The organism is Aquimarina algiphila (assembly GCF_007489275.1).
Lineage (GTDB): Bacteria > Bacteroidota > Bacteroidia > Flavobacteriales > Flavobacteriaceae > Aquimarina > Aquimarina algiphila.
In genome coordinates this window covers 43786-59296 of the sequence record NZ_VLNR01000043.1, presented here as the reverse complement: position 1 = coordinate 59296, position 15511 = coordinate 43786, and the positions used below count along the sequence as shown (strand labels likewise).

The window sequence follows — 15511 nt, the reverse complement described above, 5'->3', positions numbered from 1 at the left end:
TTTTGATGGATTTAAAAATAGAATCTTATCAAAGATCACAGCAATGACCATTATTCAATATATCAATAGGTTTGAATTCAACAGAAATATAAACAACCTAAAAATTAATATTAACTAAATGCACAACGGGTTATAAAGTATAATAAAAAAACACCCACCTAAGAATTCCCCTTTTGGGGTTAAAGGGTTGACTTATGAAAAAACTAGAAAGCTACATAAATGGGAAATGGGTTGCCGGTTCCGGAGACGGAATGGTAATGCATGATGCTGTTACAGGCGAAGTTATTGGTCATTCTACGACTGATGGATTAGATATTCCGGAAGTATTACAATATGGTAGAACTAAAGGAGGAGAAATTCTTAGAAAAATGACCTTTCAAGAGCGTGGAAATATGCTTAAAACCTTAGCATTATTTCTTACCAAGCGAAAAGAAGAATTTTATGAATTAAGTTACCGTTCTGGAGCTACTCGAATTGATAGTTGGATAGATATCGAGGGAGGCTTTGGAAACCTGTTTGCCAATGCATCTCTAAGAAAACTTTTTCCAAATCAGTCTTATCATGTAGAAGGGGATCCAATAGATCTCTCCCGAGGAGGAAGGTTTATGGCACATCATATTTTAGTGCCTAAAAGAGGAGTAGCAGTGCATATTAATGCATTTAATTTCCCTATATGGGGAATGTTAGAAAAGTGTGCTACAAACTGGATGGCTGGAGTACCTGCGGTAGTTTTACCAGCACCACAAACCGCATATTTGACCGAAGCAGTAGTACGGGTAATTATAGATTCAGGAATATTACCAGAAGGCGCTTTACAATTGCTTAGCGGAATGACAAAGTCAATATTGGATACGGTATCTTCTCAAGATGTAGTGACGTTTACAGGTTCTGCACATACAGGAAGAATACTCAAAGCACATCCAAGGTTAATAGAAGAATCCGTTCCTTTTACAATGGAAGCAGATTCTTTAAATGCTTCTGTGCTAGGAAAAGATGCAGTGCCGGGAACACCAGAATTTGACCTGTTTATTAAAGAAGTCAGAAAAGAAATGACAGTAAAATCTGGTCAGAAATGTACTGCTATTCGTAGGATTATTGTACCAGCTACTTTGGTTGAAGATGTACAAATAGCTTTAGGTCAACAGTTAGATAAAGTTACTATAGGAGATCCAAGGTTGAAAGAAGTACGAATGGGAGCCTTAGCTAGTAAAAAGCAGGTAGAAAGTTTTAGAAATAATGTTACAGAAATTGCTAAAACAGCACAGCTGGTATATGGTGATTTGGATAAAATAGAAACCATTGGAGCAGATGCTCAAAAGGGAGCTTTTGTCTCTCCGATTTTACTAAGAGAAGATGAGCCATTTAAAAATACAAATGTTCATGAAATTGAAGCTTTTGGACCAGTATCTACAATCATGCCTTATGATACTTTGGAGGATGCGATTACGTTATCTCAAATGGGTAAAGGATCATTAGTATCTTCTATTTTTACATATGATGATAAGATCGCAAGAGATTATATCGTAGGAGCGGCTTCGCATCATGGACGTATTTTGGTAGGAAATAGAGAAAATGCAAAGCAGAGCACAGGTCATGGATCTCCATTGCCGTTACTAACTCATGGAGGTCCGGGAAGAGCCGGAGGAGGAGAAGAAATGGGAGGAATGCGTGGTATCAAGCATTTTATGCAACGATGTGCTATACAAGGTACACCAACAACACTAACAGAAGTAACAGGCATTTACCAGGCAAATTCTAAATATAAAGTGTCTGAAAAACATCCATTTTCATATCATTGGGAAGATATAGAGCCAGGAATGTCTATCAAAACTCATAAACGTACAGTAACCGATACTGATATTATTAATTTTGGAAACCTTACATGGGATCACTTCTATGCACATACCGATATTACATCCTTAGAAGGAAGTATCTTTGAAAAACGAACTGCTCATGGATATTTTATCCTTGCCGCTGCAGCTGGTTTATTTGTGTATCCTAATAAAGGCCCGGTAGCTGCGAACTATGGACTAGAAGAATGCAGGTTTCTAAGACCTATTTATCATAATGATACTGTTTACGTAAGATTAACATGTAAACAAAAGGTAGATCGGGATCATAGAGGCAAAGAACTCCCTAGCGGAATTGTAAAATGGTTTGTAGAAGTATTTGATCAGGAAGATGAATTAGCAGCAATAGCTACTATTCTAACGATGGTACAAAAGAAATCTCCATTTATACAAGTTGACAGATCAAATATCGAAGGATATTTAGCAAAATTAGCAGAAGATACTAAACCTAAGTGGGGCATATTATCACCACAGCACATGGTTGAACATATCGAGAAGACGATTAGAATTGGATCTGGCGAAATTCAGGATTTTGAGATTGCTACGCCAGAGAAATATCTCGAGAAAGTACAGGAGATGGTATATAATCATAAACCAATGCCAAAAGGACATCAACATCCTTTGATGAAAGAAGGTGAATTGGAAGAGTTAATGCATCCAGATTTGACCGCTGCAAAGTTAAAGCTGATAGAGGCTCTTAATGAGTTTGAAGTGTATTTTAAAGAAAACCCAAATGCTATAACCAAAAATGCAGTATTTGGAGAGATGAATAAATTTGAATGGGACTTATTAAACGTAAAACATTTGAATCATCACTTTGAACAATTTGGACTTTTTGATTAAATAAAAATAAATGTCATCCTGAGTCTGTCGAAGGAAATGTGATATATAAAGAATGTAAAACCGAAAAATGTAAAATGTTAAATAAAAAAGTAACATATCATTACTTAAGACTTTACACTTTTACATTTAAAATTTGATATTTAAATTGACACAACCATACGTAAATATAAATATAGAAAATCAAGTTGGGATTATAGAATTTTTTCATCCTGCTCATAATTCGTTACCCGGAGATATTCTGGCAAAACTAGCACAAACTATTACAGAAGCTGGAACTAATGATGAGATCAAAGTAATAGTATTAAAAAGTGGCAGAGATAGAACCTTTTGTGCCGGAGCGAGTTTTAAAGAATTGATCAATATTAATGATGCCGAAACTGGAAAAGTATTTTTCTCTGGTTTTGCTAATGTGATTAACGCTATGCGAAAATGCCCAAAATTCATTATTGGACGGGTACAGGGTAAAACTGTAGGTGGGGGAGTAGGACTTGCTTCAGCAACCGATTACTGTATGGCGACAAAATATGCATCAATAAAGCTAAGCGAACTTAATGTTGGGATAGGACCATTTGTTGTAGGGCCAGCTGTAGAACGTAAAATAGGGTTATCTGCAATGACACAGATTGCAATTGATGCAAATTCATTTTATGATGCAGAATGGGCCAAAGATAAAGGATTGTTCACCAAGGTTTTTGAAGATATAGAAACTTTGGATGCAGAAGTGAAAGTTTTTGCAGAACATTTATGTACGTATAACCCAGAAGCAATGGCAGATATGAAAAAAGCATTCTGGACAGGAACAGAAGATTGGGATACACTATTGGCTGATAGAGCTGTAATTAGTGGACGATTAGTACTAAGCGATTTTACCAAAGAAACTTTAAAAAGGTTTAAATAGGGTTGAAAGTGTAAATTATAAAATGGGATGAATCAAAAATATGATTTACAAGAAAGGCTTATGAAATTTTCGGCAAGTATTATTCTTAATGTAAGAGATTTTAAAATATAAAACCGAAAAATGTAAAATACTAAATGCAAAAGTTATTAAATATGATTACTGCTTACTTTAGATTTTTAGATTTCACATTTATAATTTGATGTTTAACAATGATTTATAGCTTCAAAGGATATATACCTGTAGTACACGAAAGTAGTTTTGTACATCCATTAGCTGCAGTAACTGGAAATGTAATTATAGGAAAAAATTGCTATATCGGTCCTGGAGCTGCAATACGTGGTGATTGGGGTGAAATTATCCTTGAAGATGGAGTTAATGTACAAGAAAACTGTACTGTACATATGTTTCCGGGGAAATCAATTGTACTCAAAGAAAGTGCACATATTGGACACGGAGCAGTGATTCACGGTGCAAATTTAGGCAGAAATTGTTTGATAGGAATGAATACGGTAATTATGGACGATGCAGAGATAGGAGATGAATGTATCGTGGGAGCAATGTCTTTTGTAAAAGCAAATACAATATTTCCAAAACGAAGTTTAATTATAGGAAATCCAGCCAAAGTGATCAAGGAGGTAAGTGATGATATGATCGCTTGGAAAACAAAAGGAACACGATTGTATCAGGAGTTACCTGGAGATTGTTTTGAATCATTACAGGAGGTCGAACCTTTGCGGGAAGTGCCAAAGGATCGACCAATGCAAGATGCGTTTTATAAAACATTAGAAGAATTTAAGAATAAATAGACCATAAAATTTGTCATCCCAGACTTGATCTGGGATCTATAATAACAGAAAATGAAGTGATGGATTCCAGCCTATGCTGGAATGACAAAAAAGTTAATGATAAATAACATAGTATAAATATTAAACTAACAAACATTAGTTAACCAAAATGGCAATAATTGAATTAAAAATGCCCAAAATGGGCGAAAGTATATCAGAAGCTACCATTCTTAATTGGTTAAAGAATGTAGGCGATACAGTAGAAGAAGATGAAACCATTTTAGAAGTAGCTACAGATAAGGTAGATTCTGAAGTTCCTTCTCCTTGTGCAGGAGTAATTACAGAAATATTGTTTCAATCTAACGAAGTAGTCGAAATAGGAAAAGTGATTGCTATTATTAATGAAGATACTATTCAAGGAACTAAGAAGACAATAACCAAAGAAAATGTTTCTGTTACTAAAGAGACTCTTTCGATAAAAAATAAAGAAATATCTGCCTCAAACCCAAAAAGAGAATATACAACTCAAAAACTGGTGTCTAATCCAGATGCATTTTTATCTCCATTAGTACTTAGTATAGCCCAAAAAGAAAACTTAACATTAGAAGAAGTACAAAGCATTCAGGGAACAGGAACAGAGGGTCGAATTCGCAAAAGCGATGTGATGCACTATATAAAAAACAGAAAGTATCCTTTGCCAAGCAGACCGCAGTTAGAAGCTCCCAAATCGAGCTATAATGCTCCACCTGTTGCATTTGTAGAGGGTAAAGACCGTATTGTAGAAATGGATCGTATGCGTAAAATGATCGCAGATCATATGGTGTACTCTAAACATACATCTCCTCATGTGACGAGTTATATCGAAGTTGATGTAACCAATATTGTGAATTGGAGAAATAAAGTGAAAATAGCATTTCAGGAAAAACATGGAGAGAAACTAACGTTTACACCAATTTTTGTAGAAGCAGTTGCAAAAGCAATTCAAGAGTATCCAATGATTAATGTTTCTGTGGATGATAAAAATATTGTAGTCCATAGTGATATTAACATTGGTATGGCAACAGCATTACCCAATGGAAACCTCATTGTTCCTGTAGTGAAAAACGCAGACGAGAAGAATCTCCTTGGATTAGCTAAGAGAGTGAATCATCTGGCAAATAATGCAAGGAATAATGATTTAAAACCAGATGAGGTTAAAGGAAGTACGTTTACAATTTCTAATGTAGGAACATTTGGTAGCCTAATGGGAACACCAATTATAAACCAACCAGAAGTGGCAATTCTAGCTTTAGGAATCATAAAGAAAAGGCCTGAAGTAATTACCACAGAAAAAGGAGATGAAATTGCAATACGAAGTATGATGTATTTATCCTTATCCTTTGACCATAGAGTAGTAGATGGATTTCTAGGAGGGTCATTTCTACGTAAAGTTGGTGATGAATTAGAAGCTTTTGATAGTAATAGAGAGATTTAAAAAATTAGAGTTAACAAAATTCCCTTTTAGGAAGGGATAGAGGATTGTTGGTATATACCCGAAGTCATTAAAAATATAAAAAAAATGGAAGAACAAATCAAAATTAGAAGGACCTCAAATTCGAAATTAAAGGATATTGATTTTGATAATATTCCTTTGGGAAGAACTTTTACTGATCATATGTTTGTATGTGAATATGAAGACGGAGCTTGGAAAAACCCTCGAATAGAGCCTCTGGAATTGATTCCAACACACCCGGCTGCGATGGCTTTACACTATGGTCAAGCAATTTTTGAAGGCATGAAAGCTACCGTTGGTAACAACAATACACCATTGTTGTTTAGGCCTGAAGAGAACGCAAAACGATTTAATCACAGTGCTGCCAGAATGGGAATGCCTGCTGTTCCTGAAACCCTTTTTGTAGAAGCTGTGAAACAAATTGTCGGTGTTGAGCAAAATTGGATTCCACCACAAGAAGGTAGTGCATTGTATTTACGTCCGTTTATGTATGCAGATGAACCTTTTATAGGAATGCGTGCAGCGACAAGCTATAAATTCATTGTAATCTGTTCTCCTGCGGGACCATTTTTTACAAAAAAAATAAGACTATATGCAGAAACAGAATATATAAGAGCAGCTGATGGGGGAACAGGAGAAGCAAAAGCTGCAGGAAACTATGCTGCAGCCATCTTACCAACCGAAAAAGCAAAAGCAAAAGGATACGATCAAGTGTTATGGTTAGATGCCAATGAGCATAAATATATTCAGGAAGTGGGAACAATGAATATCTTTTTTAAAGTCGATGGTCGATTTATTACTCCAAGTACAAATGGATCCATTCTAAAAGGAATTACCAGAGATAGTGTAATTACTTTGTTAAATGATAAAGGTTTCGAAGTAGAGGAACGCCCGATTACTATAGATGAAGTGATTGCATTTTCAAAAGAAGGAAAACTAGAGGAAGCTTTTGGTACTGGTACAGCAGTTGCTATAGCAATGGTAGAAGCAATAGGATATATTGATGAAGTAATTACATTGCCAGAAAATAACCCAGTAAGTCAGGATATGAAAAATACTCTTGATGAAATAAAGATGCAGAAGAGAGAAGATAAACATGGCTGGATTATACCAGTAAATGCAGAAGAAAAAGTAGGATAAATGTTTAGATGCTTGAAAAAGCAATCTGTATTTCAAAAATTTGAAAATTATGTTAGCCCAAAAAACAATAGCAAAAGAAGTATTACAAAAAGCATTTTCTACGTTATGCACCGCAAAAAGTATGACCGAGCTCTATGAAGAGAATTTTAAAACGGTTTCTAAATATGTACATGCTACGTCCAGAGGACATGAAGCTATTCAGATTGCTACTGCGATGCAACTATTGCCTCAGGATTATGCGTTTCCATATTATAGAGATGATTCGATGTTGTTAGGTATCGGAATGCGCCCATACGACCTGATGCTACAATTATTGGCTAAAAAAGATGATCCTTTTTCTGGAGGAAGAACTTATTATTCACACCCAAGTTTAAGGGATGATGATAAACCTAAAATACCACATCAATCCTCGGCGACAGGGATGCAGGCAATTCCAGCAACGGGAGTGGCTATGGGGATGCAGTATAAAGAATTAGTAGGTATTGATCATAGTACAGAAAACGAGTCAGGTACGAGTGAGATATCCAAGAGACCTCTGGTCGTGTGTTCTTTGGGAGATGCTTCGGTCACTGAAGGAGAAATTGCAGAAGCATTTCAGATGGCTGCCCTAAAGCAATTACCGATTTTATATTTAGTGCAGGATAATGGGTGGGATATTTCGGCTAATGAAGCCGAAACCCGAGCGCAAAACGCTTTTGAATATGCAGCAGGATTTAATGGCCTTGAAGCCATTTCTATTGATGGAGCAAATTTTACAGAAAGCTATCTGGCGATACAAGAGGCGATTAAAACAATACGGGAAGAACGTAGACCAATACTTGTACATGCAAAAGTACCATTATTAAACCACCATACATCTGGAGTAAGAATGGAGTGGTATCGAGATGACTTAGAGGAGGCTCGTTCTCGTGATCCATATCCCGTATTGAGGAATCAATTGCTTGAGAATGGATTTACAGAAAAAGAAGTAGATACAATCGAAGCTGATGCAAAAGTTACTGTATCTAAGGATTTACAGGAAGCTATGAAAGCTGAAGATCCCAAACCAGAGGATCTGTTTACTCACGATTTTGCGCCAACACCTATTACAGAAGAAAAGGGAGAACGATCTCCTTCAGATAAGGAAGAAGTGGTGATGGTAGACTGTGCTTTATTTGCGGTTGAAGAATTAATGAAGGAACACAAAGAATGTTTATTGTATGGACAAGATGTAGGGGGACGATTAGGAGGAGTTTTTAGAGAAGCAGCAACATTAGCTCAAAAATTTGGAGACGAACGTGTATTTAACACACCAATCCAGGAGGCCTTTATCGTTGGATCAACAGTGGGGATGTCTGCCGCAGGTTTAAAACCGATTGTAGAGGTACAATTTGCAGATTATATATGGCCAGGATTAAATCAGTTGTTTACAGAGGTGAGTAGATCTTGTTACTTATCTAACGGAAAATGGCCTGTATCTATGATTTTAAGAGTGCCTATTGGAGCATATGGTAGTGGAGGACCCTATCATTCTTCTTCTGTAGAATCAGTGGTTACTAATATTCGTGGAATCAAGATTGCATATCCAAGTAATGGTGCTGATCTAAAAGGACTTATGAAAGCTGCATATTATGACCCTAATCCAGTAGTGATTTTAGAGCATAAAGGATTGTATTGGTCTAAAGTTAAAGGAACGGAAGCAGCAAGAACTATAGAACCGTCAGAAGAGTATGTGTTGCCCTTTGGGAAAGCTAATATTGTACAACGTATTTGGCCACAGGATGAAAAAGAAACATTGACTGTGGTTACTTATGGTATGGGAGTTCATTGGGCATTGAATGCTACAAAAAGTATAAAAGACACTGTTGAAATTATTGATTTACGAACACTGTTTCCGTTGGACGAAGAAACGATTATAGAATCGGTTAAAAAGACTAAAAAATGTCTTGTGGTTACTGAAGAGCCAAGTAATAATTCGTTTGCCAGAGCTTTGGCAGGAAAAATTCAGGAAGAATGTTTTAAATCCTTAGATGCACCGGTTATGACTATAGGGTCAGAAAATATGCCTGCTATTCCATTGAATAGTACATTAGAACAAACAATGATTCCTTCTACAGCGAAAGTAAAAGCTAAAATTGATGAATTGTTGAAATATTAAGGCTTTATTTTTTCCTAAAAATACCAAAAAGCTCATTTCCTTGTCGTTCGGGAATAGAGTTATAGCATTTTTCGAAAATAATGGTTTCAAAATGTGTTTCCAGGTATGATAAATACTCTTTTTTATCTCCACCAAAAGGGCGCTTTTCCATATCGTCTGTAAGCGGAATATCAAACCATAGGCCTACTAATTTCCCGTCGGGATTAAGAAGGTTTGACATTTGTAGAACATATGTTGATCGGTTTTCTGGAGTGGGAATAAAGGAGCAAAAAAAGGTTTGTTCAATAATGAGATCATAACTCCCTTTTAAAGTAAAAAAATCACCTAATATCAACTGCGATTTGGGGAAATCAGGAACCCGTTGGGCAAATGTATCAAGAGGAGTTTGAGAAATATCTAAGACATACACATTATGAAACCCATTTTGAAATAAATACTCTGCTTCATAGGCGTTCCCGGCTCCAGGAATAAGGATGTTAATAGTTTTATCGGTTAATTGATCAATATAATTTTTTAGAGGAGTCGCAACATATCCAATATCCCAACCTGTACGATTTTCGGTATATCGTTGTGTCCAATATGCATTTTCTTGGGATTGATTTTGATTCATAGTAAAGTGCTATTTTCAGAATTAAAGATAGTCTATTTTAAAAATAAGTTATCGTTTTTTTCAACTCTAAAACTAAACTTATTTTGTAGAATATAACTATAAACAACAGTTAAGATTATGGTTATAAATCTGGAAGGAGTTGGATAGAATTTCAAGAAATCAATTAAAAACTTCATAGCACAATAACTAATTAAAATAGCGCCTATTCCAACAATAAGATATCTAAAAAATTGAACTCTACATGGTAAATTTGAATTTTGAAAAGTAATATATCTACTGAGCATGAAACCTGTTAAAAATGTAATGGGGAAAACAAAGAATAAAGATGCTATATGGGGGCTAAAAACAAAAACAACCATGTCTACATTTTGTTTTGAGAAAACAAAGTTGTAAAAAACAAAATATAAAATAGTGTCAAAAACTAAATTACTTCCTCCACAAAAGGCATATCTATATGTTTTCAAAGGGATTAATCTCTGAAATAAAAAATAGAAAGTGTCAATAAATCTAATTATAACTTTTCTCATAGTTAAAAGATGAAGTTACAAAAGAGAAGTAGATACGTTCTCTATGCAATACTTAATAATATGAATTTCTACATTACAATAATAGGGATTTGCAGAGTTACAATACACATCTATAGTACAACAATGAGTGTCTACAATATTGCAGTAGGTATCTACATTATAAAAATGAACATCACAGTACTGCAATATGTGTCTGCATTATAAAAATGAGTATCTACAGTACAATGAGTCATATCTGCAGTACAGTAATATAAACCTGCATTGCAACAATACGTATCTACAATACAACAATTTTAATTATATAGCCCTCTTAAACGAAACGTAAAACTATAATCATCAGTCTGGTAACGATATTTGTCCAAAGGATATGCTCTCCATGAATTAATACCACCAACACCCATTTGTAAATGATCCAGACAAATAGAAATGTCATCTTCTTTTTTTAGATCATATTGATGCATACTTCCTCGTTGTTTCTGTGTTAGTGCTTCAGGACTATAAGGTAAAACACTAAAGCTAAAAGAAGATTCTCCCAAGATTTGTAGCTGAACTTTGTTGATATTTTGTAATATTAATCTCTTTGTATCTTCTCTATTTCCAGTTTCTTGCGGACTGATATATTGATGTGCCATATCTGTTATTTTTTTCTCATATAGCCCGATATGAGCAGCATATTTACGATCTACATAATTTTCAAAAGGACCTCGACCATACCACTGTACATGATCAAAAGCCTGTGGTGCTTTAAAATACAACCCAAGTCGTGGCAATTCTGGTAATTTGAGATCCCTTGTTTTAAAATCACAATGTATTTGAATAGTACCTTCAGAATCTATAGTATATGTCATTTCAAAATTACATTGTACATCTTGTAGGTAGAGCTCAGTTTTAATACATATTTGTGTTGATGATTGATGCAGGATTTCAAGGTGTTTTAATATTGTGTGTATTCCTGCATATCTCCATATTTTAGTTCGTTCTGGCATCTGATTCCCAAAATCATTATCATTAGGAGCTCTCCAGAAATTAGGTCGTATTGCTTCAGTAATACATTCGGTTCCCTTGTAGTTATAAGAGTTTATGAGCCCCGTAAGAGTGTGTATAGAGGTCTTGAAATTATCTCCTGTGATTACATATTCTTGTTTGTTTTTTAGAACAGAAAGACCACCATAATTTGGTTTTTCCGGATGTTCTATTTTAGGATCATCAAATAATAAAAATTGCTCTTTTGCAATTTCGTGCCCTATGGAGATAGAGCTGTCATTACCATAGTACAATGCTGCTAAGTTTAGAAAACAGGTTGAATTTGTAGAGGCATTAATTGTATTGTACTCTACATGAAATTGTTTTGACTTTCCGGGGGGTATATCTAACTTTTCAAAAACACCAGATTTTAATATTTTGTCCTGAGTCCAAACCTCCCATCGAATTTTAATATCAGAAAGTGAAATAAAATCAAAATCATTACTGATTTGGATATTACCTTTTTCAAGATCAATAGCTTTAAAATTAATGGGTTGGTAACATTTTTTTACTTCCCAAATAGCAGGATGAGGTTGACGATCAGGAAATAGTAACCCATTAATACAAAAATTACCGTCACTCGGTGTATTAGAAGGCCCAAAATCACCGCCAAATTTCCAATATTTTTGGCCATCATCAGTATACCCTTCAATTCCTTGATCTACCCAATCCCAGATGAAACCACCTTGTAGGGCTTTATATTTATTGATTAAATCCCAATACTCCTTTAGGTTGCCTACGCTATTTCCCATAGCATGAGCATATTCGCACATGATATATGGTCTTTTTGGTTTTTTTTGAGCATATGTTTCGACCTGCTTAATAGATGGATACATCGGACAAACAATATCAGTATTTTCTTCTTCACCAGCCTGTTCGAATTGTGTTGGTCTGGAATCATCCTTTGATTTAAGCCATTGATATGCTGCTTTAAAATTTGAACCATTTCCAGCTTCATTACCCAAAGACCATATAATAATCGAGGGATGGTTTTTGGTACGTTCAAACATTCGACGTACTCTATCCATGTGTGCTGCTTTCCATTCTGGTAAATTGCAAGGATGTATGGATTCGTCATAAGGGGTAGAATAATTAGAACCCATACCATGAGTTTCTATATTAGCTTCATCTACAACATATAGTCCATATTCATCACATAATTCATACCATCGAGCATCATTGGGATAATGACTATTACGCACAGCATTGATGTTATATTGTTTCATTAGTTTGATATCCTGTATCATACTTTCTTCAGAAACGATACGACCAGTTACTTCATCATGTTCATGGCGATTAACTCCTCGTACTGTAATTGCTTTTCCGTTAATGAGTAGTTGTGCATTTTTAATTTCTATTTTTCGAAATCCTACTTTGCATCCTACAATCTCCAGTATTTCATTATCTTGATCTAGCAGGGTCAATGACAATTGATATAGATTAGGAGTTTCTGCAGTCCATTTTTTTGGACAATGAAGAAATTCCTGAATGGTAAAAGATGCGTTTTCTGATACCGAAGTACATGAAATATTTTTGGAAAGTACGATTTCTCTATTTTCAGAATATAACTCACATTGTATGGTTCCATTCCAAAGGTGTTGTGTCAAATTCTGAAGTGAAATCTTAAGATCCAAAACTCCATCATTATAATCTGAAGTAAGGTTTCCGATGGCAAAAAAATCCTGGATATAAACCTGATCTCTTGAAAACAGATATACGTCTCGCTGAATACCACTTAAACGCCAAAAGTCCTGACACTCCAGATATGAGCCATCACACCAACGATATACTTCTACAGCAATGTTATTTTCTCCTGTTTTAAGGTGCTTGGTGATATTAAATTCAATCGGAGTCATAGAATCCTGATTATATCCTAACCATTCTCCATTAATCCAAAAGTGAGCTGCTGATTTTACAGACCCAAAATGAATAAATACTTGTCTATCTTTCCATTCATCAGGTATTATAAACGTCTTTTTATAAGAACCTACAGGATTATTATTATGAGGAATATGAGGAGGGTTTTTAGGAAATGGATAGCGATCGTTAACATAAATAGGAACCCCATATCCTTCTAATTCCCAATTTGCAGGCACTTTAATCTCTGCCCATGCAGAGGTGTCATATGTTTCTTCATAAAAACCTATTGGACGATTATCGGGAGTATCCACATATTTAAATTTCCACGCTCCATTGAGAGATAAATAGCATAAGGATTGTTCTTTTATATTTTGAAATAAAAATTTTGGATCATGATAAGGTATAAAGTTGGTATGAGGTGTTTCCTGACCAATATTAAAAACTTCAGGGTTTTCCCAGAAATGGCTACTATCAAAATTAATTCCTATTTTCATTTTATATTGCAGATAAGGTTATCATTCCAGAAATGGGAACTTTTATTGATGCCATACCTTTTTTAAAAGTATTTGTAGCATTTCCAATAAGGTTTCCTAGACAATCAAAAATTTTAGCATCATATGTGATGTGATCATGAATATGTTGTAGTATAATATCTTCTGAGGTTTTCGCATTAATAATGTCAATCATATTATGTTCACCTGATATTTCTATGATCAAATTGGCATGTACAGTAATAATTTGTTTTTCTTTTGAAGAAGCTTTAATCAATGGATAATTCTCTGAAGGCCCATTTGCTGTGAGATAACTGTCCAGCAATGTATCTCTATTTTTGATCCAATACTCGGTGTAAAAGTTGACCATTTGTTGATGAGTTGCTGAAATTTCATTTAATCTAACAGATATTTGCGGAACTGAAAATAATATATTCAGAAATTGTAAGGCAGCCAGTTCTACAGATTCTTCATAGTTCCACATAAACATATCTGAATGTACGGCTGTATTACCTGATAATAATCGTAAATCAATGACTCGTCGTCTGTTGGTTACGGCATCATTAGGGCAATCATGTGCTCTAAACATGTTACCACATTTTCGTAATACCGGACCAATATAATGTTGTCTGTACTCTATTAAAATATCGGGTTTTATAGCTGTTAAGGCTTTCATTACATCTGTCATCAATCGGTCAACAGCTGGACCAATAGCTGCATAATCTCTTCCGTTTTCGGTAGTTAAAACAGTATCTTTATAGGGAATAAAATGGTCAATAAAGTCTAATTTAAAGCCGTCCAAATCCCAATTTTTAAGTGCTTGTGCATAAGTATTCACCAGATAGTCTCTAATTTCGGGATACCTGGGGTCAAGAATAGCAGCTTGAAATTCTTCAGAGAAATGAAGAAATTTACCTTTAAACTGCTGAAAAGCTGTGGAATGTTTACCGAAAAAAGGTACCGAATACCAAAGCATTATTTTCATATTCAAATCATGAACTTCCTTCACAAAATTGGACATATCGGGAAAACGTTCTGGTAACCAGTCCCCCGTAAATGCGTAACCACGATTACTATCATTAGTTTGCCATCCATCATCTACAATAATTGTTTTATATCCTAATAAAGATGCTGTCCTGCACTCTTCTAATAAACTTTTGGTTGTAATATCCTGATGATAAGAATACCAAGTAGAGTACATAGGTAATTTGGCAATATCTGGCACAAACATGGGGGTGTACTCGGTCATGGAAGCCCACCACGAGCTGACTTTTCTTAGTGAATTTTCATAACGTTGTTTTCTATAATCAAGTAAAATACTTAGTTCGTATATGTTGAAATCAGGAACGGGATCTTTGAATAGAATCACATTACAATATATCCAACCATCTTCTTCTCGAAGTCCAGCACCTAACGATAATGTATGTATAGCATCTGAACAGGCAAACGTGTGTAGGTTTTCGTCATTATGCCCAAAAAGAGAAATAACGGGAGCCTCATATGCTGTGCGAGAAACGAGCATACGCTCGGCATCAAATTCAGCATATATACGTCTGTCACTTTCATAATTAGATAGCCATGTTCCTTTTAAATTAATGGCAGGAATTTTCCAGACTAGTTTTACTGGTTTTGTATTTTTAAGAGTTGAAGCTTGTAATTTTATTGTGACTTTAAATAACCCCTTTTCTAATTTCTGAACTTGATTTGATAATTCAAAAACAAAGGGTGTTGTTTTGGTGTATATAGATATACCATTATATGGAAGTTGATCTTTACCAATGTCCTGGAGAAAATCCCATCCTTTTGTTGTTAAGTTAGCCATATAGGATTGTTATTATAAGTTTATGTATTGAGA

At 34.9% G+C, this 15511-nt stretch carries 10 protein-coding genes and 1 pseudogene; 7 read left to right on the top strand and 4 right to left on the bottom strand.

All coding sequences use genetic code 11. The annotated features are described in order from the left end of the window. From FOF46_RS32600 to FOF46_RS18785, 7 genes and pseudogenes are all read left to right on the top strand, one after another. Positions 1-118 (top strand): annotated as a pseudogene (locus FOF46_RS32600) (IS982 family transposase); the annotation flags it as partial. 76 nt (positions 119-194) lie between these two features. Continuing rightward, positions 195-2693, top strand: coding sequence for a phenylacetic acid degradation bifunctional protein PaaZ (gene paaZ, locus FOF46_RS18810; RefSeq protein ID WP_143917531.1), 2499 nt, complete (start codon positions 195-197; stop codon positions 2691-2693). Between the two features lie 145 nt (positions 2694-2838). Continuing rightward, positions 2839-3591 (top strand): enoyl-CoA hydratase/isomerase family protein, encoded by a 753-nt coding sequence (locus tag FOF46_RS18805; protein WP_143917530.1) that lies wholly within the window; start codon positions 2839-2841, stop codon positions 3589-3591. A 209-nt stretch (positions 3592-3800) separates the two neighbouring features. After that, positions 3801-4397, top strand: a complete 597-nt coding sequence (locus FOF46_RS18800) for an acyltransferase (RefSeq protein ID WP_109433865.1) — start codon at positions 3801-3803, stop codon at positions 4395-4397. 178 nt (positions 4398-4575) lie between these two features. Further along, positions 4576-5850 carry a dihydrolipoamide acetyltransferase family protein gene (locus FOF46_RS18795; RefSeq protein WP_244299665.1) on the top strand — a complete coding sequence of 425 codons (1275 nt, stop codon included), beginning with the start codon at positions 4576-4578 and terminating at the stop codon, positions 5848-5850. Positions 5851-5934: 84 nt separating this feature from the next. Next, positions 5935-7008 (top strand): branched-chain amino acid aminotransferase, encoded by a 1074-nt coding sequence (locus FOF46_RS18790; protein ID WP_143917528.1) that lies wholly within the window; start codon positions 5935-5937, stop codon positions 7006-7008. 49 nt (positions 7009-7057) lie between these two features. Beyond that, positions 7058-9145, top strand: a complete 2088-nt coding sequence (locus tag FOF46_RS18785; RefSeq protein ID WP_143917527.1) for an alpha-ketoacid dehydrogenase subunit alpha/beta — start codon at positions 7058-7060, stop codon at positions 9143-9145. 4 nt (positions 9146-9149) lie between these two features. On the opposite strand, the gene FOF46_RS18780 is transcribed toward FOF46_RS18785, so the two are convergent. From FOF46_RS18780 to FOF46_RS18765, 4 genes are all read right to left on the bottom strand, one after another. Next, on the bottom strand, positions 9150-9755 hold the full coding sequence (locus tag FOF46_RS18780) for a methyltransferase domain-containing protein (RefSeq protein ID WP_143917526.1): 606 nt from the start codon (positions 9753-9755) through the stop codon (positions 9150-9152). 32 nt (positions 9756-9787) lie between these two features. Next, the gene (locus tag FOF46_RS33095) at positions 9788-10282 is read right to left on the bottom strand and encodes a GtrA family protein (protein WP_143917525.1); all 495 of its coding nucleotides are present in this window, start codon (positions 10280-10282) and stop codon (positions 9788-9790) included. Between the two features lie 293 nt (positions 10283-10575). After that, on the bottom strand, positions 10576-13659 hold the full coding sequence (gene lacZ / locus FOF46_RS18770) for a beta-galactosidase, LacZ type (RefSeq protein WP_143917524.1): 3084 nt from the start codon (positions 13657-13659) through the stop codon (positions 10576-10578). A gap of 1 nt (position 13660) precedes the next feature. After that, positions 13661-15478 carry a glycoside hydrolase family 36 protein gene (locus tag FOF46_RS18765; protein ID WP_109433858.1) on the bottom strand — a complete coding sequence of 606 codons (1818 nt, stop codon included), beginning with the start codon at positions 15476-15478 and terminating at the stop codon, positions 13661-13663. Between the last annotated feature and the right edge of the window lie 33 nt (positions 15479-15511).

Excerpts from the sequence above, each read along its gene's own strand:
- FOF46_RS18800 (WP_109433865.1), top strand. The coding sequence starts at position 3,801 with ATGATTTATAGCTTCAAAGGATATATACCTGTAGTACACGAAAGTAGT.
- FOF46_RS18780 (WP_143917526.1), bottom strand. The coding sequence starts at position 9,755 with ATGAATCAAAATCAATCCCAAGAAAATGCATATTGGACACAACGATAT.
- FOF46_RS18790 (WP_143917528.1), top strand. The coding sequence starts at position 5,935 with ATGGAAGAACAAATCAAAATTAGAAGGACCTCAAATTCGAAATTAAAG.
- FOF46_RS33095 (WP_143917525.1), bottom strand. The coding sequence starts at position 10,282 with ATGAGAAAAGTTATAATTAGATTTATTGACACTTTCTATTTTTTATTT.
- paaZ (WP_143917531.1), top strand. The coding sequence starts at position 195 with ATGAAAAAACTAGAAAGCTACATAAATGGGAAATGGGTTGCCGGTTCC.
- FOF46_RS18765 (WP_109433858.1), bottom strand. The coding sequence starts at position 15,478 with ATGGCTAACTTAACAACAAAAGGATGGGATTTTCTCCAGGACATTGGT.
- FOF46_RS18785 (WP_143917527.1), top strand. The coding sequence starts at position 7,058 with ATGTTAGCCCAAAAAACAATAGCAAAAGAAGTATTACAAAAAGCATTT.
- FOF46_RS18795 (WP_244299665.1), top strand. The coding sequence starts at position 4,576 with ATGGGCGAAAGTATATCAGAAGCTACCATTCTTAATTGGTTAAAGAAT.
- lacZ (WP_143917524.1), bottom strand. The coding sequence starts at position 13,659 with ATGAAAATAGGAATTAATTTTGATAGTAGCCATTTCTGGGAAAACCCT.